The sequence below is a fragment of the Rhodococcus sp. BP-349 genome (assembly GCF_019835845.1).
Classification (GTDB): Bacteria; Actinomycetota; Actinomycetes; order Mycobacteriales; family Mycobacteriaceae; genus Rhodococcoides.
In genome coordinates, this window is sequence record NZ_JABUDR010000002.1 from 1,254,125 (window position 1) to 1,278,067 (window position 23,943).

The window sequence follows — 23,943 nt, forward strand, 5'->3', positions numbered from 1 at the left end:
GGACGTCCGGTCCCTACAGTGAGCGGATGACCTTGTCGACACTGCGTACGCGTCTCCGCGGATCCACCGTCCTCGTCACCGGCGCGAGCTCGGGCCTGGGTGCCGATTTCGCACGACGCTTCGCGTCCCTCGGGTGCGACGTCGTTCTCGTCGCGCGGCGACTCGATCGCCTCGAGGAGTTGGCGGCGGAGATCTCCTCCCGGCACGGTGTCACCGCCACCCCGATCGCCGCGGACCTCGCCGTGCCCGGTGCGGGATCGGCGCTGAAGGCGACTCTCGGTCACCGCGGCATCACGGTGCACTCGCTGATCAACAATGCGGGATTCGGGACGCACCAGCCGTTCGTCGAGGAGGATCCGGTGACGCTCGGCAACGAGATCGCCGTGAACATCGCTGCTGTCGTCGATCTCTCGCGTGCGTTCCTGCCGGGCATGATCGAGCACGGCGCGGGTGTGCTGGTCACGCTCGCGAGCACGGCTGCGTACCAACCGCTCCCGGGAATGGCCGTCTACGCGGCGAGCAAGGCGTTCGTGCTCAGCTTCACCGAGGCGCTGGCCGTCGAGACTCGCGGGACCGGTGTCACCGTCATGGCGGTCTCGCCGGGTCCCACCGAGACCGAGTTCTTCGAGGTGCTCGGCAGCAAGGACGCCGCGTTCGGGAAGATGCAGACGTCGGAACAGGTCATGGACACGACGTTCGCGGCGCTCGCGGCCAAGCGGCCCCCGGCCTCGGTGGTGTCCGGAGTGAACAACAAGCTGCAGTCGGCCGGTGTGCGGTTGCTCCCACGCCGCGCCGCCCTCGAGGTCACCGCCAGAATGTTCCGGAAGTAGACGGCTGGGCGAACGACCTCAGCGCCGACTGAACTCCGAGGCCCGCTGGATCTGCTCGGTGCGCAGGCGCACGCCGGTGTACAGCGCGAACTGCTCCGCGGCCTGCAGTGCCACCACCTGCGCACCGGTGATCACGGGCTTGCCGGCGGCGCGCGCCGCGACGATCAGCGGTGTCTCGGACGGCACCGCGACCACGTCGACGACGGCGCGAGCGGCGGTGATCTGCTCGGTGGCGAACGGCAGCGCGTCGGAGTCCGGGCCGCCGGCCATTCCGACGGGTGTCACGTTGACGAGGACGTCGGCCGAGACGTCGTCGGCGGTGGCCGACCAGCCGTAGCCGTACTTCTCCGCGAGAGCCGGTCCGGTTCTCGCGTTGCGCGCCACGACAGTTCCCGTGGTGAAGCCCGTGTCCCGCAGCGCGGCGACGACGGCCTTGGCCATGCCGCCACTGCCCGTGACCGCGACCGACCACGACGGGTCGAAGCCGGCGTCCCGGACGAGGTCCGCGACGGCCTGGTAGTCCGTGTTGTAGGCGTGCAGCACGCCGTCCTCGTTGACGATGGTGTTCACCGAGTCGATCGCGGACGCCGAGTCGTGCATGACGTCGACGTGCTCGATGCACGCCTCCTTGAACGGCATGGACACTCCGCAGCCGCGAATTCCGAGCGCACGGATTCCGGCGACGGCCGCGGGGAGGTCGGTGGTGGTGAACGCCTTGTAGACGAAGTTCAGATCCAGCTCGTCGTAGAGGTAGTTGTGGAACCGGGTCCCGATGTTGCTGGGCCGCCCCGACAGCGACATGCAGAGCTGGGTGTCTTTGGTGAACACGCGCGACATGACGGGCAGCGTAACGGTTCCGGCGACGGCTCGGGTTCGGACGGAGTCAGGGGCAGGAGTTCGACACCGTGGTGAGCACGTCCCGGTCGGCCACCGTGACGGGAAGCCCGTACCGGACGGCCACCGTGAGGAACCGCCCCGCGTAGTAGCAGTGGTAGGCGCCGTTCGGAGGCATCCAGTCCGAGGGGGTCTTGTCGCTCTTCGACTGGTTCTCCGGACCCGAGACGGCCATGAGGTTGTACGTGATGTCGTTGGCGAAACGGATGCGCTGATCGAGCGGCCACTGCCAGGCGCCCATGTCCCACGCCGCCGCCAGCGGGTAGGTGTGGTCGATCTGCACGTCGCCCGCGCTCTGCTTGCTGAACGGCAGCACCGATCCCGTGAACGGATCGTTCAACGATCCCGCCACGACGACGCAGTCGTTGGTTCCCGGCCGGAACTGCACGTCGGTGAGCGCGAGCTGCAGCACGTTGTCGCGGGTGCCGCAACCGTCGTGTCCGCCCGGGCCGTCGTAGTCGTCGGTCCAGGCGGGACCGAACACGCATCCGTCCGCGGCCTTGCAGCTGCGCTCGTACCCCGGCACGTCGGGCCGGGAGTCCACGACGGCGACCTGCGCGAGCAGTGCCTCGATCGTCGTCGCGGGCGGACTGCCCGGTGCGGGACTGGGCGCGCCCAGCAGCGTCGAGCAGCCGGTGAGGACGGCCAGGACCATCGCGGCGACGAGCGCGGACGCGAGACGCCGCGTCGGCCGGGTCGAGGAGAAGGTCACGAGGAGCGAGTATGCCGGGTGGGTCCGACAGGATGCGGGACGTTCTGCACAGGCCTCGCAGTGATTGGATGGCACCATGCTCCACGGCCTCTGGACTCCCGGTCGAGGCCTGATGTTGTGGGAGGACGACGACGCCCCGAGCGCCGACCGCCACTCGGCCGTCACGCTGGAGCTCCCGGCTCACCTGGCCAAGGTGATGTCCCGACGGATGCGGCACCGTGTCGACGTCTCCCTGCCGACGCCGCGCGGACACGTGGCGGTGTCGATGCCGTCGATCGCGCTGGCGCCGGCGGATGCCGCGGAGCTGTTGTTGCGCGTTCCACCCCGCCACCCTGCGATCTCCGGCGACCTGCGCTACCTCGCGGTGGTCGTCGCCGGTGTCGAACGGTGGGTCCGTGCCGCGCGGGTGGTCCCGGTGCAGGTGCGGTTCGAGTCGCAGTGGTGGCTGCGGTGGCGACTGGTCGGTGGGGAACCCCAGCGCGCCTGGCGCGCGGAACTGGCGGCCGCGATGCCGCCGGTACAGAGTGCGGAGGGCGGTGCGCGCGCCGTACTCGACGACCTGCTCGCCGAGGTGACGGATCCGATCGTGCGCCGCGTCATCGGACGTCCCGGAGTGGAGCACCCGCTCCTGTGGTCCCTCGTCGAGGAGGAGCCGTACGAGGAGGGATCCGCTCGCTCCGAGGCGGCACTGGAGCAGTGGCGGGCGAGCCTGCGCGGTGACGAACCCGAGCTGGTCCTGCGGCTCACCGAACCGGACGACGACGAGGAGACCGGGGAGCCGTTGTGGCCGCTCGAGGTGTTGCTGCGTCCGGACGGCGAGGCGCCGATGCCGGTGGTGGTGCACCGCGGCGGGGCGCCGGGTGTGCGCGACGCGGAACTGTTCCGGGTCGCGGTGGCGAAGCTCGGCGAGGCGATGGCCGCGTACGAGCCGCTGCGCTCGATGGCGACGGACACCGGCTCGCTCGACATGCTGCTGCCCACGGCGGCGGTGACCGACTTCGTGCTGCACGGGGTCGAGAAGCTGCGTGCCGTCTCGGTCGGGGTGTTGCTTCCGCGGGCGTGGAGTCGACTCGACGCGTCGTTGCGGCTGAAGGTCGACTCGCCGCCGTCGCCCACAGCGGAGAACCGGGCGGTGGGGTTGGACGAGATCGTCTCGTACGACTGGCAACTGGCCATCGGCGACATGGAACTGACGCCGGCGGAGATGGCCCGGCTCGCGTCGACGAAGGGCGACCTGGTGCGACTGCGCGGCACCTGGGTGCAGGCCGACGGAACCGCCCTGAGTCGCGCGATCGAGTACGTGAAGAAACAGAACCGGGACCGCGCCCTGCCGCTCGCCGCGGTGCTGGGGCAGTTGTCCGCCGAGAGGCCGCCTCCGATCCCCGTCGAGCGGATCGAGGCCACGGGCTGGGCGCAGAAGCTGCTCGACCCGGATCGCCGGCCGGAACCGGTGGAGGTGCCCGACTCGGTGCACGCGACGCTGCGGCCGTATCAGCAGCGCGGTGTCGAGTGGCTCGCCTTCATGAGTTCGGCCGGCCTCGGGGCGGTGCTGGCCGACGACATGGGGTTGGGGAAGACGCTGCAGCTGCTGGTTCTCCTGGCGCACGAGCGATCGGCGACACCGACGTTGCTCGTCGCGCCCATGTCGGTGGTGGGCAACTGGCAGCGCGAAGCGGCGAAGTTCGTGCCGACCCTGCGCGTGCTGGTGCACCACGGGCCGGATCGCGCGACGGGGGACGACCTGACGGCTGCGGTGCGCGCACACGATCTGGTGGTCACGACGTACGCGCTGCTGGCCCGCGACGTGGGCGAACTGTCTGCGCAGACGTGGCGACGGGTGGTGCTCGACGAGGCCCAGCACGTCAAGAACAGCAGCACGGCGCAGGCCCGCGCGGCGCGGGCGATTCCCGCGGCACACCGGATCGCGCTGACGGGCACGCCCGTGGAGAACCGGCTGGACGAGCTGCGGTCCATCTTCGACTTCTGCAACCCCGGCATCCTGGGCACCCCCGCCACGTTCCGGGCGCGCTTCGCGATCCCGATCGAACGCGAGAAGGAGGAGACCGCCGTGGCCCGGTTGCGTTCTCTCACCTCACCGTTCGTTCTGCGACGGGTGAAGACCGACAAGACGGTCATCGCGGATCTGCCCGACAAGTTCGAGATGACCGTGCGCTCGAACCTCACCGCCGAGCAGGCGAGCCTGTACCAGGCAGTGGTCGACGAGATGATGCGGCAGATCGCCGAGAGCGAGGGCATGGCGCGCAAGGGTGCGGTGCTCGGCGCGCTGACCCGGCTCAAGCAGGTCTGCAATCACCCGGCGCACTTCCTCGACGACGGGTCGACGGTGTTGCGTCGTGGCAAGCACCGCTCCGGCAAGCTCGCGCTCGTGGACGACATTCTCGACTCGGTCCTCGGCGACGGCGAGAAAGCATTGTTGTTCACGCAGTTCACGGCGTTCGGCTCGATGGTGGCGCCGTACCTCGAACGCCGGTTCGGCGTTCCCGTCCCATTCCTGCACGGTGGCGTGAGCAAGGGCCGACGGGACGCGATGGTCGAGGAGTTCCAGTCCGCGGGCGGACCGCCGATCATGCTGCTCTCGCTCAAGGCGGGCGGCACCGGGCTCAACCTGACGGCCGCCAATCACGTGGTGCACCTGGACCGGTGGTGGAATCCGGCGGTGGAGAACCAGGCGACGGATCGTGCGTTCCGCATCGGCCAGCGCAAGGACGTCCAGGTGCGCAAGCTGTTGTGCGTCGGCACCGTGGAGGAACGCATAGACACCATGCTCACCACCAAGAAGGATCTGGCCGATCTCGCGGTGGGCTCCGGCGAGAGCTGGATCACGGAGTTGTCGACGGGGGAGTTGCGCGATCTGCTCACGCTCTCCGAGGACGCGGTGGGCGACTGATGGCGCAGTTCGACCAGTTCGGCCCCCGGCGGCGAATCCCGGACGGCATCGCGGCGAAGACCTCTCGGGGCGCCTTCGGTCGCACGTGGTGGGGCAAGCAGTTCGTGGAGACCATCGAGTCGATCGCCGACGCCGGGCGGCTCTCGCGCGGACGGACGTACGCCCGCGGCGGGCAGGTGATCTCTCTCGAACTCCGACCGGGGCGGATCGACGGCGACGTCCAGGGCAGTCAGGTGGAGCCGTTCTCGGCGTCCGTGAGCATCGCTGTCCTGGATCCGTTCGACATGGACGCGCTGATGTCCGACGTGCAGGAGTCGCCCGGCATGTTGACCGAGCTCGCCTCCGGCTCGGTTCCGCGGGCGCTGGGGCCGCGGCTGCTGTTGTCGAGTGCGTCGCAGCTCGATTTCGACTGCACCTGCCCTGACAGCGGGTGGCCCTGCAAGCACGCCGCGGCGCTGACGTATCTTGCCGCGGAGCGGATCGACGAGGACCCGACGCGCCTGCTCGCGCTGCGCGGAGTCGACCTCGATGCGCTGGTCGGGTTCGTCGAGGACGCGGAGGCGACGGTCGATCCGGACGATCACTTCGGTGACGCGACGACGCTGCCCGCGCTGCCGGACCCGCTGTTCTCGCCGGCGTCGGACGATCTCGAGGCGTCGTTGCTGCGCATCGCGTTGCGGACTGCGGACGTCGACGAGCGCGGGGTGCGGTCCGCGATAGCGGAGCTCGATGCGCTCTATCGGCGGATGGGCGGGGCGTGATCCTGGACATACATGGACGTCCGACTATAGGATCACCTCACTCAACGACGACGAAGGTGGATCCGTGACCCGAGAACTGACGCACTACATCGGTGGACAGCACGTGGCGGGGGAGTCGGGCCGTTTCGCCGACGTCTTCGACCCGAACACCGGCGAGGTGCAGGCCCGCGTTCCGCTCGCCAGTACGGCGGAGGTCGAGGCGGCCGTGGCGAACGCCGAGGAGGCGCAGGTCGAGTGGGCGCTGCAGAACCCACAGAAGCGTGCCCGCGTCCTGATGCGCTTCCTGGCCCTGATCAACGAGAACATGAAGCCGCTCGCCCAGCTGCTCTCGTCCGAGCACGGCAAGACCGTGGCCGACGCCAAGGGCGACATCCAGCGCGGACTCGAGGTCGTCGAGTTCGCCACCGGCATCCCGCATCTGCTCAAGGGTGAGTTCACGGCGAGTGCCGGAACGGGTATCGACGTGTACTCGATGCGTCAGCCTCTCGGTGTCGTCTCCGGTATCACCCCGTTCAACTTCCCGGCGATGATCCCGCTGTGGAAGGCCGCGCCCGCCATCGCCTGCGGCAACGCGTTCATCCTCAAGCCGTCCGAGCGGGATCCCTCCGTGCCGCTGCGGTTGGCCGAACTCTTCCTCGAGGCCGGTGGCCCTCCCGGAATCTTCAACGTCGTCAACGGTGACAAGGAAGCAGTCGACGCGATCCTGACCGACCCCCGCGTCAGCGCGGTGGGCTTCGTCGGCTCCACGCCCATCGCCCAGTACATCTACGAGACGGCGGCGGCGCACGGTAAGCGCGCCCAGTGCTTCGGCGGAGCGAAGAACCACGCCATCGTCATGCCCGACGCCGACCTCGACGAGGTGGCCGATGCACTGATCGGCGCCGGCTACGGCAGTGCGGGTGAGCGCTGCATGGCCATCTCCGTGGCCGTGCCCGTCGGCGAGGAGACCGCAGAGGCCCTGCGCGCCAAGCTGGTCGAGCGCGTCGAGAAGCTCAGCGTCGGACGCAGCGACGACGCGGGCAGCGACTTCGGACCGCTCATCACGGCCGAGGCCGTCCAGCGCGTCACGGACTACGTGCAGATCGGTGTCGACGAGGGTGCGGACCTGGTGGTCGACGGCCGCGGCTTCTCCCTCGCCGGCCACGAGAACGGGTTCTTCACCGGCGCAACGCTGTTCGACAAGGTGACGACGGACATGCGCATCTACAAGGAGGAGATCTTCGGACCGGTGCTGCAGATCGTGCGTGCCGCCGACTACGAGGAGGCTCTGCGCCTGCCGTCGGCTCACGAGTACGGCAACGGCGTGGCGATCTTCACGCGCGACGGTGACACGGCGCGCGACTTCACCGCGCGGGTGAACGTCGGCATGGTCGGCGTCAACGTTCCCATCCCGGTGCCGATCGCGTACCACACCTTCGGCGGCTGGAAGCGGTCCGGATTCGGCGACCTCAATCAGCACGGCCCGGATTCGGTGCGGTTCTACACCAAGACCAAGACGGTCACCCAGCGGTGGCCCAGCGGCCGCAAGGAAGCTGTGGCGCAGAACCACTTCGTCATCCCGACGATGGACTGACGGTGGCGGACATCTTCGCGCTCGACGAGGACGAGCGCGCGATCAGCGAGACGGCAGCGGATTTCGCCGCGGAGTTCCTCGCTCCGAACGCCGTGGAATGGGACCGGACCAAGCACTTCCCGGTCGACGTCCTGCGTAAGGCCGCCGCTCTCGGTATGGGCGGGATCTACGTCGCCGAGGACGTCGGCGGCTCCGGGCTGCGCCGCGTCGACGCCGTGCGGATCTTCGAGAAGCTCGCCGCGGGTGATCCGTCGATCGCCGCGTACCTGTCGATCCACAACATGGTCGCGTGGATGATCGACACGTACGGCTCCGACGATCAACGGCGACAGTGGCTTCCGGCTCTGTGCTCGATGGAGACCCTGGGCAGCTACTGCCTCACCGAACCGGGCGCCGGATCGGACGCAGCCGCACTGTCGACCAAGGCGGTGCGCGACGGGGACTCCTACGTCCTGAACGGCGTGAAGCAGTTCATCTCGGGCGCCGGCGAGTCCGCCGTCTACGTCGTCATGGCACGCACCGGCGGGCCCGGCCCGTCCGGCATCTCCGCGTTCGTCGTCGACAAGGACACGCAGGGGCTGTCGTTCGGTGCCAACGAGGCGAAGATGGGGTGGAACGCGCAGCCCACCCGCCAGGTGATCCTGGAGGACGTCACGGTGCCGGCCGAGAATCTCCTCGGCGGCGAGGGCAACGGGTTCCGCATCGCGATGAACGGTCTCAACGGTGGTCGCATCAACATCGCGGCCTGCTCGCTGGGCGGCGCCACGGCGGCCTTCGACGCCGCGGTGTCCTACCTCGCCGACCGTCGCGCCTTCGGATCACGGCTGCTCGACGCGCAGGCGCTGCAGTTCCGGTTGGCCGACATGCGGACAGATCTCGAGGCGGCCCGGGTACTGCTCCTGCGTGCCGCGAGTGCTCTGGACGCCGATGCTCCCGACAAGGTGCAGCTGTGTGCGATGGCGAAGAAGTTCACCACCGACGTGGGCTTCACCGTGGCCAACGACGCGCTCCAGTTGCTCGGTGGCTACGGCTATCTCAGTGAGTACGGTCTGGAGAAGATCGTCCGCGATCTCCGAGTGCACCAGATCCTGGAAGGAACGAACGAGGTCATGCGTATCGTCATCGCTCGATCGGTGGTGGGTGCCGCGTGAGCGACACCGCCACGGAGAATTCCGACGTCCTGCTGACGGTCGACCGCGGTGTCGCCACCGTCACCCTGAACCGGCCGCGCGCGATCAACGCGCTCAGCCACGCGATGGTGCGCGACATCGACGCGGCGCTCGTGCGGTGGGAGGACGACCCGTCGGTGCACGCCGTGCTGATCACCGGCAACGGTGAACGCGGTCTGTGTGCGGGCGGCGACATCGTCGCGATCCACGACGACGCGAAGGCGAAGGCCGGGGAGAACTGGCCGACGGGTTCCGCCACCGCGCAGTTCTGGCGGGACGAGTACGTCATGAACTCGCGGATCAACCGGTACGGCAAGCCGATCGTCGCTCTCATGGACGGTGCGGTCATGGGGGGCGGCGTGGGCATCTCCGCCCACGCGACGGTCCGCATCGTGACGGAGAAGTCGAAGATCGCGATGCCCGAGGTCGGGATCGGCTTCGTCCCGGACGTCGGCGGGACGTACCTCCTCGCCCGGACGCCCGGTGAGATCGGCACCCACCTCGCGCTGACCACCGCGCGCATGACGGCGGGCGACGCCGTCGCTGCCGGATTCGCCGACCACTACGTGCCCACCGACGACCTGCCGGCGTTCGTCGAGGCCCTGCACACGGGCACCGTCGACACCGCGCTGTCGCTCGTCTCGCCCGTTCCCGAGTCGGCTCTGGCGGCGCAGCGTGAGTGGATCGACGCGGCGTACACGGGCGACGACGCTGCGAGCATCGTCGCGAGGCTCCGTGCGGACGGCCGCGACGAGGCCGTCGCGGCCGCCGACGCGATCGAGGCGAAATCCCCCACGTCGGTGGCGGTCACGCTCCGATCGCTGCGCCGCGCGGCCGCGGCGTCGTCCCTGGACGAAGTCCTCGACGACGAGTACCGCGTGTCCGTCGCGTGCCTGGACAGCCCCGACCTCGTGGAGGGCATCCGCGCACAGGTGGTGGACAAGGATCGGCAACCACGCTGGATGCCCGCCCATCTCGACGACGTCACCATCTCCGACGTCGATCGATTCTTCGCACCGCTCGGCGACGCCGAGTTGGGTCTGACGTCCGCTGCGGCGGACTCCGTCTCGAAAGGACCACAATCGTGAGCACCGTGATCGCCTTCCTGGGGCTGGGGCACATGGGCGGGCCGATGGCGGCCAACCTTGCCGCGGCCGGCCACGACGTTCGAGGCTTCGACCTCGTTCCCGCCTCGCTCGACCAGGCCCGGGAGAAGGGCATCACGGTCGCGGAGTCGGCCGCCGCCGCCGTGGCGGGTGCCTCGGTGGTGGTGACGATGCTGCCCAGTGGCAAGCACGTCCTCGACTGTTACGCCGATGTCGTCCCCGCTGCCGGCACCGGCACGCTGTTCATCGACTCCTCGACCATCGACGTGGCCGATGCCCGAACGGCGGCCGACGTCGCGCGGGCCGCGGGCCATCGGGCCGTCGACGCTCCCGTCTCGGGTGGCGTCGGTGGGGCCACCGCCGGCACCTTGACGTTCATGGTCGGCGGCGACGATGCAGCTGTCGCCGAGGCGAATACGCTGCTCGAGATCATGGGCCGCAAGATCGTGCACTGCGGACAGAGCGGCAACGGCCAGGCGGCCAAGCTGTGCAACAACATGATTCTCGGGGTCTCCATGATCGCCGTCAGCGAGGCTTTCGTGCTCGGGGAGAAGCTGGGACTCACCAATCAGGCACTGTTCGACGTCGCCAGCACGGCATCGGGACAGTGCTGGGCGTTGACCACCAACTGCCCGGTCCCCGGTCCGGTGCCGACGAGTCCCGCGAACAACGACTACACGCCGGGATTCGCCGCCGCGTTGATGCGCAAGGATCTGGGTCTCGTGTCGGAGGCTGTGCGCGCCAACGGTGTCGAGGCGCAGCTGGGCATGCTGGCCTCGGCGATGTACGAGGCGTACGCCGCCGAGCACGGCGACAAGGACTTCTCCGGCATCGTCCAGGACATCCGTGAGCGTTCGGGCGGTACCGAGTGAGCGACGTCGAGACGCCGAAGTCGGAGACTCCGAAGTTGGAGACTCCGAATTTCGAGACGATCACGGTCGAGACCAGGGGCCGCGTCGGCGTCATCACGCTGAACCGGCCGAAGGCGCTGAACGCGTTGAACTCTCAGCTGATGACCGAGGTGGTCGAGGCTGCCGTGGCGTTCGATCGGGATCCGGCGATCGGGGCGATCGTGGTGACCGGCTCCGAGAAGGCGTTCGCGGCCGGTGCCGACATCAAGGAGATGCAGTCCAAGACCTACATGGAGGTCTACACGCAGGACTTCTTCTCCGAGTGGGACGGGTTCGCCGCAGTGCGCACACCGACCATCGCCGCCGTGGCGGGCTACGCCCTCGGAGGCGGGTGCGAGCTGGCGATGATGTGCGACATCATCATCGCGGCGGACACGGCTCAGTTCGGCCAACCGGAGATCGCTCTGGGGGTGATACCCGGAATCGGTGGCTCGCAACGGTTGACGCGTGCCGTCGGCAAGGCCAAGGCGATGGAGATGGTGTTGACCGGCCGCAAGATGGGCGCCGAGGAGGCGGAGCGGGCAGGGCTCGTGTCGCGGATCGTGCCGGCTGCCGACCTGATCGCCGACGCGTTGGAGACGGCCGAGACGATCGCCGCGAAATCACTTCCCATCGCCGTCATGGCGAAGGAAGCCGTGAACCGTGCGTTCGAATCGACTCTGGCGGAGGGTGTTCGGTTCGAACGCCGCCTGTTCCACTCGACGTTCGCCACCGACGATCAGACCGAGGGCATGACCGCCTTCACCGAGAAGCGTCAGCCGGTGTTCCGCCACCGCTGATCCGGCAGTACCGAGATCCGGTGCGACTCTCCTCCTTCGAGCGAGGGGAGTGGCACCGGATCTCTGCTGTCACCAGCCGGACGTGTCCTCGTCGTCGAAGTCCCCGGCGCGCCGCCGGACTCCCGCGAGGATGGACACCAGTCTGTCCAGATCCGCCCCTGCGACGCCGGGGAGCCCGAACACGCGATCGTTGAGATCCTCCGTCGCCTTCACCGCCAATTGCCTTCCCGCCTCAGTGATCTCGACGAGCGTGGTGCGGCGATCCGTGGGATGCGGCACCCGAGTGACCAGGTCCGCCTTCTCCAGCCTGTCGACGGCGTTGGTCACCGAGGTGGGGTGAACCTGCAGGCGTGCGCTGGCTTTCGCCATCGGCAGGGCGCCGGTCTTCGTGAAGGTGAGCAGGGTCAGCAATTCGTACCGAGCGAAGGTCAGCCCCGTGGGCTTGAGCACCTCCTCGACGCGCGCCATCATGATCTGCTGTACGCGCATGATGGACGTGACCGCAGCCATACCGTCGGCGGCGTCCGACCATCCGTGGCGGATCCACTGACGGTGCGCTTCCGCAATGGGGTCCAGCGGAAGCTTCGGCGCTGACGGCATGTGTCGATCTTCCCACGTTCGCGGGACGGAGCGACTCGCTGCGCATGCCAGTCGATCGCCACAATAGTCACATCTGCATCATGCGACACTTTGGTATCAATGCAGTCTCGACGACCGTGACCTGACGAAACCCGTGATCGAATCGGACCACACGGTTCCTCCGGGACCGCACGCGCATCTCGACCCCGAGATCGTCGACCCCGAGAACTTCAGGAGCATGCATGCGTACTTTCCGACGGCCTCGTCGAACGGTGGCCGCTCTGGCCATCGCCTGCGCCGGAGCGCTCGCGCTGCCGGCCGGCGCCTCTGCCGATCCCGCGCCCGCGCCCGACCCACTGCAGCAGGCGCTGTCCGCACTCGAGAGTTCTGCGGCACCGGGCGACGTCGCCCTCGAGGCTGCACGCGCCGTGCTGGGCGCCGCACCGATGCTCGACGTGGCGGAGCCTGTCGGAACCGATCCGCTCGCGCTGGTGGATGCAGCGAACGGTCTGCTCGGCGAGTTCGGTCTCACGCCCTTCTTCTACCCGACCGCCGCGATCAACTGCTCCGCTCTGCCGGGCGCGCCGCTCGGCATCGTGCCGGCCGTCGCCGGCTCGGCGCCGGCCCCGTACGTTCCCAAGATTCCGGGAATCAGCCTGCCGACACTTCCCGGGGCCACGATCGGTGACGCGGGCGAGACGCTCTACGCCTTCGTGCCCGCGCCCGGCGGCATCGTGAACGACGGTGCGAACAAGTCCGGCATGCAGGTTGCGTGGTTCAACGTCAACACGCTGAAGGGTGGCTTCGCCGACATGGGCGGCCTCACGGACGTCATCGGGGCCGAGATCATCGACAAGCTCCCCGAGCCGGCTCGCAGTGTCGGTCGCGCGCTCCTGAACGACAACCTCTCGAAGTTCCCCAACGCCGGTGTCCGCCTTGCACCCGTCGCCACGGGCTCGGGGACCGTGCTGTCGGCGATCTTCGGCCAGGTCTCGCACGACGGCAAGACCTGCGCGTTCTTCCCGACGGTGGGGCTCACTCAGGTTCCCTGACACCGGACGCACGAGAAGAACGGGCATCGACCACTGTGGTCGGTGCCCGTTCTGCGTTACGGTCCTGGCATGACGGAGGGGACGGTGCGGGAGTGGTGGGCCGACGGGATCCACGGCGTCGTCCACGAGCCGCTCGGCGCACCCGTCGCGACGGCGGTGCTCGCCCACGGGGCGGGAAGCAACTGCGACGCAGCGGTTCTGGTGGCCGTGGCCACCGAACTGGCGGACCGCGGGGTACTGACGGCGCGGATCGACCTCCCGTTTCGTCAGGCTCGGCCCAAGGGCCCTCCGAACCGAGCGGGCGCCGCCGCGGATCGTGCCGGTATCGCCGCCGCGGTGCGGGCGCTGGGCGCGCGGGGACCGGTGATCGTCGGGGGCCACTCGTACGGCGGCCGCCAGGCCTCGATGCTCCTCGCCGAGGACCCCGACATCGCGAACGCTCTTCTCGCACTGTCGTATCCGCTGCACCCGCCGACGAAGCCGGACACCCTGCGGACCGAGCACTTCCCGGGTATCGCCGCGCCGACCGTGATCGTGCACGGCTCGCGGGACCCGTTCGCCACCGGCGACGAACTGCGCGAGCACACGGCGCGGATCGGGGGAGCGGTGACCATCGTGACGGTCGAGGGAGCGGGACACGACCTGGCTCCCACGAGGAAGCCGACGGCCCGGCTGACGGCCGACGCCGTCATGACGGCGCTCGTGGCGAACGACTGACGGTATTCGCACCCGGCGAGTGATGGGTGCCCCCGGCAGGATTCGAACCTGCGGCCTTCCGCTCCGGAGGCGGACGCTCTATCCCCTGAGCTACGGGGGCGCATCGGAGCGAACTCCGATGTGCCGTTGCGGGCGGTGCCAACAGTAGCGCATCACGCGATCAGAGCGGAGCAGCACCCTTCTCGGTGAGCATCTGCGTCATCAGCTGTGCCTCCGAGGTCTGGGTGTTCACCATCGTCTGCGCGAGATTGCGCACCGCGGGCGTCTCCGCGTGCACCGCGCCGTACTCCATCATCGGCAGACCACCCTCGTGGTGGCGCAGCATCAGCTGGAGGAACAGCACGTCCAGGGCCGGACCGGTGGCGGCGCGCAGCGCCGTCATGTCCTGCGTGCTCGCCATGCCCGGCATGGTCTGCACGGGGCCGGTGGACGACTGGGACATGGACGACATCGACGAGCCGGACATGGAGTGCCCACCGTCCTCCGTCATCCACCCCATGTAGCCGCCCATCGGCAGCGGAGCCGCGTCCCAGAGAGCGAGCCAGCCCTGCATCTGCCCGGCCTGGTTCTGCTGGGTCGTGAGGATGTCGTACGCCAGGTTCTTGACCAGAGGATCGGATGCGCCACTGAGCGCGACGGTCGCCATCTCGATCGCCTGGTTGTGATGCACGGTCATGTCCTGCGAGAAACCGACGTCGACCGAATCGGCGCCCGGTGTGGGTGCCGGATCGTCCCGCAACGGGGTCTGCGCGAGGAAGCCGACGGCGAACCCGATGACGAGCAGGGCCACCGCACCCAGGACCAGCAGAGCCGATCGCTGACTCCGCTGCGCCGTGGGTCGTTCCTCCGTCTTCACGCTCACGGTGTGGGCACTGCCGCGCCGTCGGTGGGCAGGCCGTCGGTGGGCAGGCCCAGCCCGCCCGGAAGCTGACCCGCACCCGTCTCGGAGGCATCGGGCGTGAGGCCCTCGCCGCTCATCGGAACGGCATCCGCACCCGGCGCGGTGGCGTCGAAGGGCGGCGGGTTGTCCGGATCGAAGGTCTCCGGCGTGGTGGAGCAGCTCGCGCCGACCTCGGGGTAGGCGTAGCGGTTCAAGCGGAGTGCGGCGATGAAGTGGTCGATCCGGGGGTCGTCGACGCTGTCCAGCTTCAACTGGTGACCCCACGACTGCAGCGAGATCGGCGAGTCGAGGCCGGGGTAGGCGGACATGAGCATGTACTGCTGGTTCTCGACCTTGGCGGCCAGCGTCGAGATCTGGTCCTCGCTCAAGTCGTCCGGGTTGTACGCGATCCAGACGGCGCCGTGCTCGAGCGAGTGCACGGCGTTCTCGGTGCGCAGACCGTCCGGGTAGACCGTGCCCATGCAGTTGGCCCACACCTGATCGTGCGGCCCACCGAACGGCGGCGACTGGTCGTAGGCGACGCGCTGGGAGCCGGTGACGTGCAGTGCAGCGGGGTATTCCTGCGTGACGACGCCCTCGATGCCCGTCGACGGGTCCTGATTCTCCTCGGTGGGAGCGAAGCGCTGCGCCTCGGCGCGGTCCTGGTACTTGGGCACCAGGTTCCAGGCTAGAGCTCCGATGAGCGCGATGACCACGACGGACGCCGCCACCGTGAGCCACGGGATCTGACGTCGCTTGCCCGATCCCACGCTGGAGGGAACGCCACCCTTGTTCCGGGTGCCGGTCTTGCTGGCAGCCTTGATGGCCTTGGCTGACTTCTTGTCGGAACCGCTTGGCATGGTCGGAGCGCTCTTTCGATCGAGGAGATGAGTGGCCGCGTACTCGAGGCAGCCCCACTGTACGGAGGGAGTCTGAGCCCTCGCTGAAGCGCTCCCGTCCGACCCACCGGTGACCGCGGTCGGGGTGCGGTGCAGCGAGACCATAGGATAAGGCCCCGTGACTCCCGCCGACCTCGCCGAACTGCTGCATGCCACCGCAGCGGCCGTGCTCACCGAGCACGGACTCGATCCTGCCGTGCTGCCCGCAACGGTGACGGTGGACCGCCCGCGCAATCCCGAGCACGGCGACTATGCGACCAACGTCGCGATGCAGGTGGCCAAGAAAGCGGGCGTCAACCCCCGCGATCTGGCGACCTGGCTCGCGGACGCTCTGGCAGGTGCCGACGCCGTCGACGTGGTCGACGTGGCCGGCCCCGGTTTCCTCAACATCCGGCTCGCGAAGTCCGCTCAGGGCGCGATCGTGGAGCGCGTGCAGCGCGAGAACGATCGCTACGGCTGGTCCGACGAGCTCACCGGTACCTCGATCAACCTGGAGTTCGTCTCGGCGAATCCCACGGGTCCCGTGCACCTGGGCGGTGCCCGTTGGGCAGCCGTCGGCGACGCCCTGGGTCGCATCCTCACCTCGCGGGGTGCCGCGGTCACCCGCGAGTACTACTTCAACGACCACGGCGCGCAGATCGACCGATTCGCACGCTCGCTGGTCGCCTCGGCGCTCGGTCTACCCGCTCCGGAGGACGGCTACGCGGGCGAGTACATCGCCGAGATCGCCGCGGCCGTCGTCACTCAGCGTCCGGACGTGATGGGTCTGCCCGACGACGAGCGGCAGGAGGTGTTCCGCGCCCTCGGTGTCGACGCGATGTTCACGAAGATCAAGTCGGACCTGCACGAGTTCGGCACCGACTTCGACGTGTACTTCCACGAGAACTCGCTCTTCGAGTCCGGCGCGGTCGAGCGCGCGGTGGAGACGCTGAAGTCGTCGGGCAACCTGTACGAGAAGGACGGGGCCTGGTGGCTCCGCAGCACCGAGTACGGCGACGACAAGGATCGCGTCGTGGTCAAGAGCGACGGCAACGCCGCCTACATCGCCGGTGACATCGCGTACTTCCAGGACAAGCGCTCACGCGGGTTCGACCTCTGCATCTACATGCTCGGCGCAGACCACCACGGCTACATCGGTCGCCTGAAGGCCGCTGCTGCAGCCTTCGGCGACGATCCGGCGACCGTCGAGGTGCTCATCGGTCAGATGGTCAACCTGGTCCGCGACGGTGTCGCCGTGAAGATGAGCAAGCGTGCGGGCACGGTGATCTCTCTCGACGACCTCGTGGAGGCCATCGGGATCGACGCCGCGCGGTACGTGATGGTGCGGTCGTCGGTCGACTCGTCGATCGACATCGATCTCGCGCTGTGGGCGAGCCGGAGCAACGACAACCCGGTGTACTACGTGCAGTACGCCCACGCCCGGTTGTGTTCTCTCGCCCGCGGTGCCGAGGAGCTGGGCGTCTCCGCCGCGGATCCAGACTTCGCGCTGCTGACCCATGCCGCGGAAGGTGACCTCGTCCGTACCGTCGGGGAGTTCCCCCGCGTCGTCGCCAGTGCGGCGGGGCTGCGCGAACCCCACCGGATCGCCCGGTACCTCGAGGAGTTGGCGGGTGCCTATCACCGGTTCTACGGAGCGTGTCGAGTACTTCCCCGAGGAGACGAGGAACCGATGCCCGTCCACACCGCGCGGCTCGCCCTGGGAGACGCCACCCGGCAGGTCCTGGCCAACGGCCTGGCCATGCTCGGTGTCAGCGCGCCGGAGAAGATGTGAGCGCGCATCCCGCCGGGCCCCGGCACGCGGAGCAGTCCGGCCCCGGCACGCCGGAGCGTCCGGCGGACAGTGCGGCGCTCACGGACCTGCACCCGAAGGTGTTCCCGCGCAACGCCGCTCGTGGTGACGACGGTGTCGTGACGCTGGCCGGAGTTCCGGTGACGGAACTGGCCGCCACATACGGCACGCCTCTGTTCGTCATCGACGAGGACGACTTCCGCTCGCGCTGCCGCGAGATGGCGGAGGCGTTCGGTGCCCCCGAGCGTGTGCACTACGCGTCCAAGGCCTTCCTGTGCGGCGAGATCGCGCGCTGGGTCGCGGACGAAGGCCTGTCCCTCGACGTGTGCTCGGGCGGCGAACTGGCCATCGCACTGAACGCGGGCTTCCCGGCGAATCGGATCGCGATGCACGGCAACAACAAATCGCGGTCCGAACTCGAGGCGGGAGTGCGCGCCGGTGTCGAGCACGTCGTGCTGGACTCGATGATCGAGATCGACCGGCTCGACGAGGTCGCTGCCGCGGCGGGAACGGTGCAGGACGTCCTGATCCGCATCACCGTGGGCGTCGAAGCGCACACGCACGAGTTCATCGCCACCGCGCACGAGGATCAGAAGTTCGGTTTCAGCCTGTCCGACGGCAGCGCGCTCCGGGCCGTCAGTCGGGTGTTCGAGACCGACAATCTGCGCCTCGTCGGCCTGCACTCGCACATCGGATCCCAGATCTTCGAGGTCGACGGGTTCGAGCTCGCGGCTCACCGCGTGATCGGGTTGCTGCGCGACATCAAGGCCGAGTTCGGCACCGAGAAGACCTCGCAGATCACCGTGGTCGATCTCGGCGGCGGCATGGGCATTCACTACGTGCCGGGGGACAACCCGCCCCCCGTGCAGGATCTGGCCGCCAAGCTGGCCCACATCGTCGAGTCCGAGTCGGCGGCCGCCGGGATCCCTACTCCGACACTGGCAGTGGAGCCTGGACGCGCGATCGCGGGACCGGGCACCGTGACGCTGTACGAGGTGGGCACCGTCAAGGACGTCACCGTGGACAGCACCCACACACGCCGCTACATCAGTGTCGACGGGGGAATGAGCGACAACATCCGGACCTCGCTCTACCAGGCCGAGTACGTCGGCCGCCTCGCGTCGCGTACGTCGGAGGCTCCGGCCGTCCTGGCCCGGATCGTCGGAAAGCACTGCGAGAGCGGCGACATCGTCATCCGCGACACGTGGCAGCCCGAGGATCTCGGTCCCGGTGACCTGTTCACCGTGGGCGCGACGGGTGCGTACTGCTACTCGATGTCGTCCCGGTACAACCTTCTGCCCCGTCCGGCCGTCGTCGCCGTGCGGGACGGGCAAGCGCGGCTGGTACTCCGCCGCGAAACGTTCGACGACCTGCTCAGCTTGGAGGTAGACCGGTGACCGCTCCAGAATCGTCAGTGTCGTCGGAGGCCGCGGCCTTCGTCAGTCCCGTGGACAAGCCGATCGGCGTCGCCGTCCTCGGTATGGGGAACGTCGGCAGCGAGGTCGTGCGCATCCTGCTCGATCACGCCACCGATCTCACCGCCCGCGTCGGTGCGCCGCTCGTGCTACGAGGAGTCGCGGTGCGCGACATCGGCAGGGACCGCGGCATCGACCCCGATCTGCTGACCACCGACGTGCGCGCACTCGTCGCGCGCGACGACGTCGACCTAGTGGTCGAGGTGCTCGGTGGCATCGAGCCGGCCCGCGAACTGATCCTCGCTGCGCTCAACGCCGGCAAGTCGGTCGTCACGGCCAACAAGGCACTCCTCGCCGAATACACCGGGGAGCTGTCCGATGCCGCCGAGACGCACCGCGCCGACCTGTACTTCGAAGCGGCGGTGGCCGGAGCGATTCCGGTGGTCCGACCGCTGATGCAGTCTCTCGCCGGCGACCGGGTGAACCGTGTCATCGGCATCGTCAACGGCACGACGAACTTCATCCTCTCGGCCATGGACGAGACGGGTGCCGACTACGCGGACACGCTCGCGGAGGCGGGACGGCTGGGTTACGCGGAGGCGGATCCGACGGCCGACGTCGAGGGTTTCGACGCCGCCGCGAAGGCAGCAATCCTGGCCTCCCTCGCGTTTCACACTCGGGTCACCTCGGCCGACGTGCATCGTGAGGGAATCTCGTCCATCACTGCAGGTGACATCGCCACGGCCCGTGCCTTCGACTGCACCGTCAAGCTGCTCGCGCTGTGCGAGCGCGTCACCGACCCGAACGGAGACGAGCGCATCTCGGTCCGCGTCTACCCGTCGCTCGTTCCGCTGTCGCACCCGCTCGCGTCGGTGTCGGGAGCGTTCAACGCGGTCGTGGTGGAAGCCGAGGCAGCGGGGCGTCTGATGTTCTACGGCCAGGGTGCGGGCGGTGCTCCCACCGCCTCCGCAGTCATGGGCGATCTGGTGATGGCGGCGCGCAACAAGTTCTACGGTGGACGCGGTCCCGGTGAGTCGACGTACGCCAAGCTTCCCGTCGCACCCATGGGGGACACCCCCACTCGGTACCACGTCAACATGCAGGTCGCAGACCGGGTCGGGGTGCTGTCCGCCGTCGCGGCCGAGTTCGCCAGAAACGGCGTCAGCATCTCGACGGTGCGCCAGGAGGGGGCGAGCGAGCACGCCCGCCTCGTCGTCGTCACGCACCGTGCCAAGGACTCGGCTCTGGCCGCAACCGTGGACGCGTTGAAGGAACTCGACATCGTCACTGCCGTCACCAGCGTTCTCCGACTCGAGGGAACGTCCGAATGACCAAGACTTCGATGGCGGGATCGACTGTGGCGCTGGGGTATTCGGTGAACACGGCTGCTCCCGAGTCGGCATAGTGGCCGGGCCGGCCAACATGACGAGGACCCTCACCGCCGGGACGGTGGCGCACGCCCGCGTGCCTGCCTCCAGTGCCAACCTCGGACCCGGGTTCGACGCACTGGGGCTCGCCCTGGGTCTGTTCGACGACGTCGTCGTCACCGTGGCGGAGTCCGGGCTCGACATCGAGGTCGACGGTGAGGGTGCGCGCGAGGTTCCGTGGGGTCCGTCGCATCTCGTCGTGCGAGCGATCGAGCGTGGTCTCGAGTCGGCCGGCGTGTGGGCGGACGGTCTGAAAGTACGGTGCCACAACAGGATTCCCCATTCTCGCGGCCTCGGCTCGTCGGCGTCGGCAGTGGTCGGTGGGCTCGCCGCGGCCAACTGCCTCGCGGCGTCCCTGGATCCGGCTCTCGCGCTGTCGCCCGAGCAGATGGTGCAGCTGGCCGCCGAGTTCGAGGGTCATCCGGACAACGCGTCGGCCAGCGTGCTCGGCGGCGCCGTGGTGTCCTGGAGCCGCGAGTCCGGCCCGCCGGAGGGGCCGCGGGCCTATGCGGCCGCCCGTCTCGACGTGCACCCGGACATCGGTGCGACGGTGCTCATCCCGACCGAACGGTCGTCCACGGCGCACACGCGCGGACTGTTGCCCGACCTCGTTCCGCACCGCGACGCCGCGTTCAACGCGAGCCGATCCGCGCTCGCGGTCGTGGCCCTGACGACGCGACCCGATCTGTTGATGGTGTCCACCGAGGATCGCCTGCACCAGCCCTACCGGGCCTCCGCCCTGCCGGTGACGTCGCGATGGGTCGAGATCCTGCGCGCCCACGGGCACGCCGCGACGGTCTCGGGCGCCGGGCCCACAGTGCTCGTGCTCGGAACGGCGAGCATCGCGCGCGAGTTGGCCGACCGCGCCGGGGACGACGGGATGACGGTGCTGGAGCTGGACATCGCGGACGGCGTCACGACGCGCTGACGCGGACATTCTTGCCCGTATCTCGCTTCGCGGCTATTGTGGTACGCGTCCGTACATCGTGCGCAGTCAGCGCGCCGATTTCTCCAGGGCACTGTTTCCCCGGCCTCGAGCTCCAGCGGTGCCGCCGTCGTCGGCGCGCCACGGCCGCCAGGGAAATCGCATCCTGGAACAGCCTTCGCTCTTCTGCACGACGCGAACGTACGCGGCATCCGAGTTCGACACGAGAGTCGAACGGCGGAACGAACCCTCGATCTGCGCACCTGGCGCGCGAGGGAAGGAAAGGACCTCCGTGACCGATACGGAATCTATCGCTGCTCCGGCGACCCAGTCCGACACGCGCCCGCGTACGTCGCGCCGCGGTGCCGGTCTCTCCGGAATGGTGCTCACCGAGCTGCGCGGACTCGCGTCCGAACTCGGCATCAAGGGTGTCTCCGGGATGCGCAAGGGCGACCTCGTGTCCGCGATCGAGGCCAAGCAGGTGCCCGCGTCCGCGGCCGCCACCGAGGCACCCTCACGCGCACCCCGCGTGAACCGGTCCGCGCCTGCCGCCGCCACGTCGGACGCACCGTCCGCCGGCGGATCCGACGCCGTGGCTTCCCGTGAATCCGGAAGCGACGGTGCGAGCGTCGGCGCCTCGAACACCGACAGCGCGACGTCGGACAGCGCGACGTCCGACAGCGCGCCGTCCGACGGCGCCAACCCCGATGGCCCGCGGCGCACGCGGAACCGTCGCGGAGCCACCCGCCGGGCTGGTGCCGCCGAATCGACGGACACCGCCGGCGAGACGCAGAATGACGCTGCGCCGACTCAGGACGGCCGCGCGAACCAGGACGGCCGCACGAACCAGTCTGCCGATGCACCAGCTCCCACCACGTCGACTCCGGCGGAGTCCACGCAGACCGGCGGCGACGATCGCGATCAGGGTGACGGTGACCGTCAGAACGGGGACCGGCCGCGCCGCGAGCGCCAGGGCCGTAACCAGGGCGACCGCAACCAGGGCGACCGCAACGATCGCAACCAGGGCGATCGCAACCAGGGCGACCGCAACGATCGCAACCAGGGCGACCGCAACCAGGGTGACCGCAACGATCGCAACCAGGGCGACCGCAACCAGGGTGACCGCAACGATCGCAACCAGGGCGATCGCAATCAGGGCGACCGGAACGATCGCAACCAGGGCGACCGCAACGATCGCAACCAGGGCGACCGCAACAACGGGCCCCGTGACAACGGCCCCCGCGACGACGAGGACGGCGAGGGCCGCGGCAGGCGGGGACGTCGTTTCCGTGAGCGCCGTCGTGGTCGCGATCGTGACGGTGCTCCCGAGGGTGGCGGCAACCAGCGTGATCGCGAGCGCGAACCCGAACTGCGCGACGACGACGTCGTCCAGCCCGTCGCCGGCATCCTCGACGTGCTCGACAACTACGCGTTCGTCCGGACCTCGGGATACCTCGCGGGACCGAACGACGTGTACGTCTCCATGAACATGGTGCGCCGCAACGGCCTCCGTCGCGGTGACGCACTGACCGGCGCCGTACGAGTGGCCCGCGAGGGGGAGCAGAACAACTCTCGGCAGAAGTTCAACCCGCTTGTCCGTCTCGACACGGTCAACGGTGCGCCGCCGGACGGCAACCGCAAGCGCCCGGAGTTCAACAAGCTGACGCCGCTGTACCCGAATCAGCGGCTGCGCCTCGAGACCACGCAGAACATCCTGACGACGCGCGTGATCGATCTGGTCATGCCGATCGGCAAGGGGCAGCGTGCGCTCATCGTGAGCCCGCCCAAGGCGGGTAAGACCAGCGTGTTGCAGGCGATCGCGAACGCCATCGCGACGAACAACCCCGAGTGCTACCTGATGGTCGTGCTCGTGGACGAGCGTCCCGAAGAAGTGACCGACATGCAGCGCAGCGTGAAGGGTGAGGTCATCGCCTCCACCTTCGATCGTCCGCCGGGCGACCACACCTCGGTCGCCGAGCTGGCCATCGAGCGCGCGAAGCGTCTGGTCGAGGACGGCCGCGACGTGGTCGTGCTGCTCGACTCGATCACGCGTCTGGGTCGTGCGTACAACAACAGCTCGCCGGCCTCGGGTCGCATCCTCTCCGGTGGTGTCGACTCCACGGCGCTCTACCCGCCCAAGCGCTTCCTCGGTGCCGCGCGCAACATCGAGAACGGTGGATCGCTCACCATCATCGCCACGGCGATGGTGGAGACCGGCTCGACCGGTGACACGGTGATCTTCGAGGAGTTCAAGGGCACCGGCAACGCCGAGCTCAAGCTCGATCGCAAGATCGCCGAGCGGCGCGTGTTCCCGGCGGTGGACGTCAATCCGTCGGGCACCCGCAAGGACGAGCTCCTGCTCAGTCCCGACGAGGCGGCCGTGCTGCACAAGCTGCGTCGGGTGCTCTCCGGGCTCGACTCGCACCAGGCGATCGATCTGCTGATCGATCGACTGAAGAAGAGCAAGAACAACATCGAGTTCCTCATGTCGGTGTCCAAGACGGCGCCCGGTTCTCCGGAGGACTGACGCCCGAGGATCGACGGAACAAACGTCTCGGCACCGATGTTGAGACGATTACCAGCGCGGACAGCTGCTCTGGCATACTGATCGGCCGAG

At 68.8% G+C, this 23,943-nt stretch carries 20 protein-coding genes and 1 tRNA gene; 15 read left to right on the forward strand and 6 right to left on the reverse strand.

Annotation, left to right across the window (positions count from 1 at the left end):
• The first annotated feature begins 26 nt into the window (after positions 1-26).
• Entirely contained in the window at positions 27-830 is an 804-nt protein-coding gene (locus HQ325_RS16155) for an SDR family oxidoreductase (protein WP_222630877.1), read from the forward strand.
• An 18-nt stretch (positions 831-848) separates the two neighbouring features.
• Here HQ325_RS16155 and HQ325_RS16160 read toward each other — a convergent pair whose 3' ends face one another.
• Together HQ325_RS16160 and HQ325_RS16165 are read right to left on the reverse strand one after the other, a co-directional pair.
• Complete coding sequence (locus tag HQ325_RS16160) at positions 849-1,667, reverse strand: shikimate 5-dehydrogenase (RefSeq protein ID WP_222630879.1); 819 nt, start codon at positions 1,665-1,667, stop codon at positions 849-851.
• A 46-nt stretch (positions 1,668-1,713) separates the two neighbouring features.
• Positions 1,714-2,379 (reverse strand): HNH endonuclease family protein, encoded by a 666-nt coding sequence (locus HQ325_RS16165; protein ID WP_222631151.1) that lies wholly within the window; start codon positions 2,377-2,379, stop codon positions 1,714-1,716.
• 133 nt (positions 2,380-2,512) lie between these two features.
• On the opposite strand from HQ325_RS16165, the gene HQ325_RS16170 reads away from it, so the two are divergent.
• The 7 genes from HQ325_RS16170 to HQ325_RS16200 all read left to right on the forward strand — a co-directional run bounded on the left by HQ325_RS16170 (position 2,513) and on the right by HQ325_RS16200 (position 11,643).
• Positions 2,513-5,344 (forward strand): DEAD/DEAH box helicase, encoded by a 2,832-nt coding sequence (locus HQ325_RS16170; RefSeq protein ID WP_222630881.1) that lies wholly within the window; start codon positions 2,513-2,515, stop codon positions 5,342-5,344.
• Entirely contained in the window at positions 5,344-6,105 is a 762-nt protein-coding gene (locus HQ325_RS16175; RefSeq protein WP_222630883.1) for an SWIM zinc finger family protein, read from the forward strand. The genes HQ325_RS16170 and HQ325_RS16175 overlap by 1 nt, the downstream gene beginning before the upstream one ends.
• A 64-nt stretch (positions 6,106-6,169) precedes the next feature.
• Entirely contained in the window at positions 6,170-7,678 is a 1,509-nt protein-coding gene (locus HQ325_RS16180) for a CoA-acylating methylmalonate-semialdehyde dehydrogenase (RefSeq protein WP_222630885.1), read from the forward strand.
• Between the two features lie 11 nt (positions 7,679-7,689).
• Entirely contained in the window at positions 7,690-8,829 is a 1,140-nt protein-coding gene (locus tag HQ325_RS16185) for an acyl-CoA dehydrogenase family protein (protein WP_222631153.1), read from the forward strand.
• Positions 8,826-9,935 carry an enoyl-CoA hydratase/isomerase family protein gene (locus tag HQ325_RS16190; RefSeq protein ID WP_222630887.1) on the forward strand — a complete coding sequence of 370 codons (1,110 nt, stop codon included), beginning with the start codon at positions 8,826-8,828 and terminating at the stop codon, positions 9,933-9,935. Before HQ325_RS16185 ends, HQ325_RS16190 begins: the two co-directional genes overlap by 4 nt.
• A complete protein-coding gene (gene mmsB / locus HQ325_RS16195) occupies positions 9,932-10,825 on the forward strand; it encodes a 3-hydroxyisobutyrate dehydrogenase (protein ID WP_222630889.1) in 894 nt (297 codons plus the stop codon). Before HQ325_RS16190 ends, mmsB begins: the two co-directional genes overlap by 4 nt.
• Before the next feature lie 35 nt (positions 10,826-10,860).
• The gene (locus tag HQ325_RS16200; RefSeq protein ID WP_222631155.1) at positions 10,861-11,643 is read left to right on the forward strand and encodes an enoyl-CoA hydratase; all 783 of its coding nucleotides are present in this window, start codon (positions 10,861-10,863) and stop codon (positions 11,641-11,643) included.
• A 69-nt stretch (positions 11,644-11,712) separates the two neighbouring features.
• On the opposite strand, the gene HQ325_RS16205 is transcribed toward HQ325_RS16200, so the two are convergent.
• Positions 11,713-12,243, reverse strand: a complete 531-nt coding sequence (locus HQ325_RS16205) for a MarR family winged helix-turn-helix transcriptional regulator (protein WP_222630891.1) — start codon at positions 12,241-12,243, stop codon at positions 11,713-11,715.
• A gap of 221 nt (positions 12,244-12,464) precedes the next feature.
• Between HQ325_RS16205 and HQ325_RS16210 the strand changes: the two genes are divergently transcribed.
• Together HQ325_RS16210 and HQ325_RS16215 are read left to right on the forward strand one after the other, a co-directional pair.
• Positions 12,465-13,274 (forward strand): hypothetical protein, encoded by an 810-nt coding sequence (locus HQ325_RS16210; protein WP_222630893.1) that lies wholly within the window; start codon positions 12,465-12,467, stop codon positions 13,272-13,274.
• Positions 13,275-13,343: 69 nt separating this feature from the next.
• Positions 13,344-13,991, forward strand: coding sequence for an alpha/beta family hydrolase (locus HQ325_RS16215; protein WP_222630895.1), 648 nt, complete (start codon positions 13,344-13,346; stop codon positions 13,989-13,991).
• Positions 13,992-14,018: 27 nt separating this feature from the next.
• Here the strand turns inward: HQ325_RS16215 and HQ325_RS16220 are convergent.
• The 3 genes from HQ325_RS16220 to HQ325_RS16230 form a co-directional block, all read right to left on the reverse strand.
• Positions 14,019-14,091: transfer RNA gene (locus HQ325_RS16220), tRNA-Arg, on the reverse strand.
• A gap of 60 nt (positions 14,092-14,151) precedes the next feature.
• Positions 14,152-14,847, reverse strand: coding sequence for a DUF305 domain-containing protein (locus HQ325_RS16225; RefSeq protein ID WP_222631156.1), 696 nt, complete (start codon positions 14,845-14,847; stop codon positions 14,152-14,154).
• Between the two features lie 2 nt (positions 14,848-14,849).
• Positions 14,850-15,731 (reverse strand): DUF3105 domain-containing protein, encoded by an 882-nt coding sequence (locus HQ325_RS16230; RefSeq protein ID WP_222630897.1) that lies wholly within the window; start codon positions 15,729-15,731, stop codon positions 14,850-14,852.
• Positions 15,732-15,888: 157 nt separating this feature from the next.
• Between HQ325_RS16230 and argS the strand changes: the two genes are divergently transcribed.
• The 5 genes from argS to rho all read left to right on the forward strand — a co-directional run bounded on the left by argS (position 15,889) and on the right by rho (position 23,853).
• A complete protein-coding gene (argS, locus tag HQ325_RS16235; RefSeq protein ID WP_222630899.1) occupies positions 15,889-17,541 on the forward strand; it encodes an arginine--tRNA ligase in 1,653 nt (550 codons plus the stop codon).
• Positions 17,538-18,956 carry a diaminopimelate decarboxylase gene (gene lysA / locus HQ325_RS16240; protein WP_222630901.1) on the forward strand — a complete coding sequence of 473 codons (1,419 nt, stop codon included), beginning with the start codon at positions 17,538-17,540 and terminating at the stop codon, positions 18,954-18,956. The genes argS and lysA overlap by 4 nt, the downstream gene beginning before the upstream one ends.
• Positions 18,953-20,305, forward strand: a complete 1,353-nt coding sequence (locus HQ325_RS16245) for a homoserine dehydrogenase (protein ID WP_222630903.1) — start codon at positions 18,953-18,955, stop codon at positions 20,303-20,305. Before lysA ends, HQ325_RS16245 begins: the two co-directional genes overlap by 4 nt.
• Before the next feature lie 91 nt (positions 20,306-20,396).
• Complete coding sequence (gene thrB, locus HQ325_RS16250) at positions 20,397-21,329, forward strand: homoserine kinase (protein ID WP_222630904.1); 933 nt, start codon at positions 20,397-20,399, stop codon at positions 21,327-21,329.
• Positions 21,330-21,618: 289 nt separating this feature from the next.
• Positions 21,619-23,853, forward strand: coding sequence for a transcription termination factor Rho (gene rho, locus HQ325_RS16255; protein ID WP_308014363.1), 2,235 nt, complete (start codon positions 21,619-21,621; stop codon positions 23,851-23,853).
• Positions 23,854-23,943 lie beyond the last annotated feature (90 nt).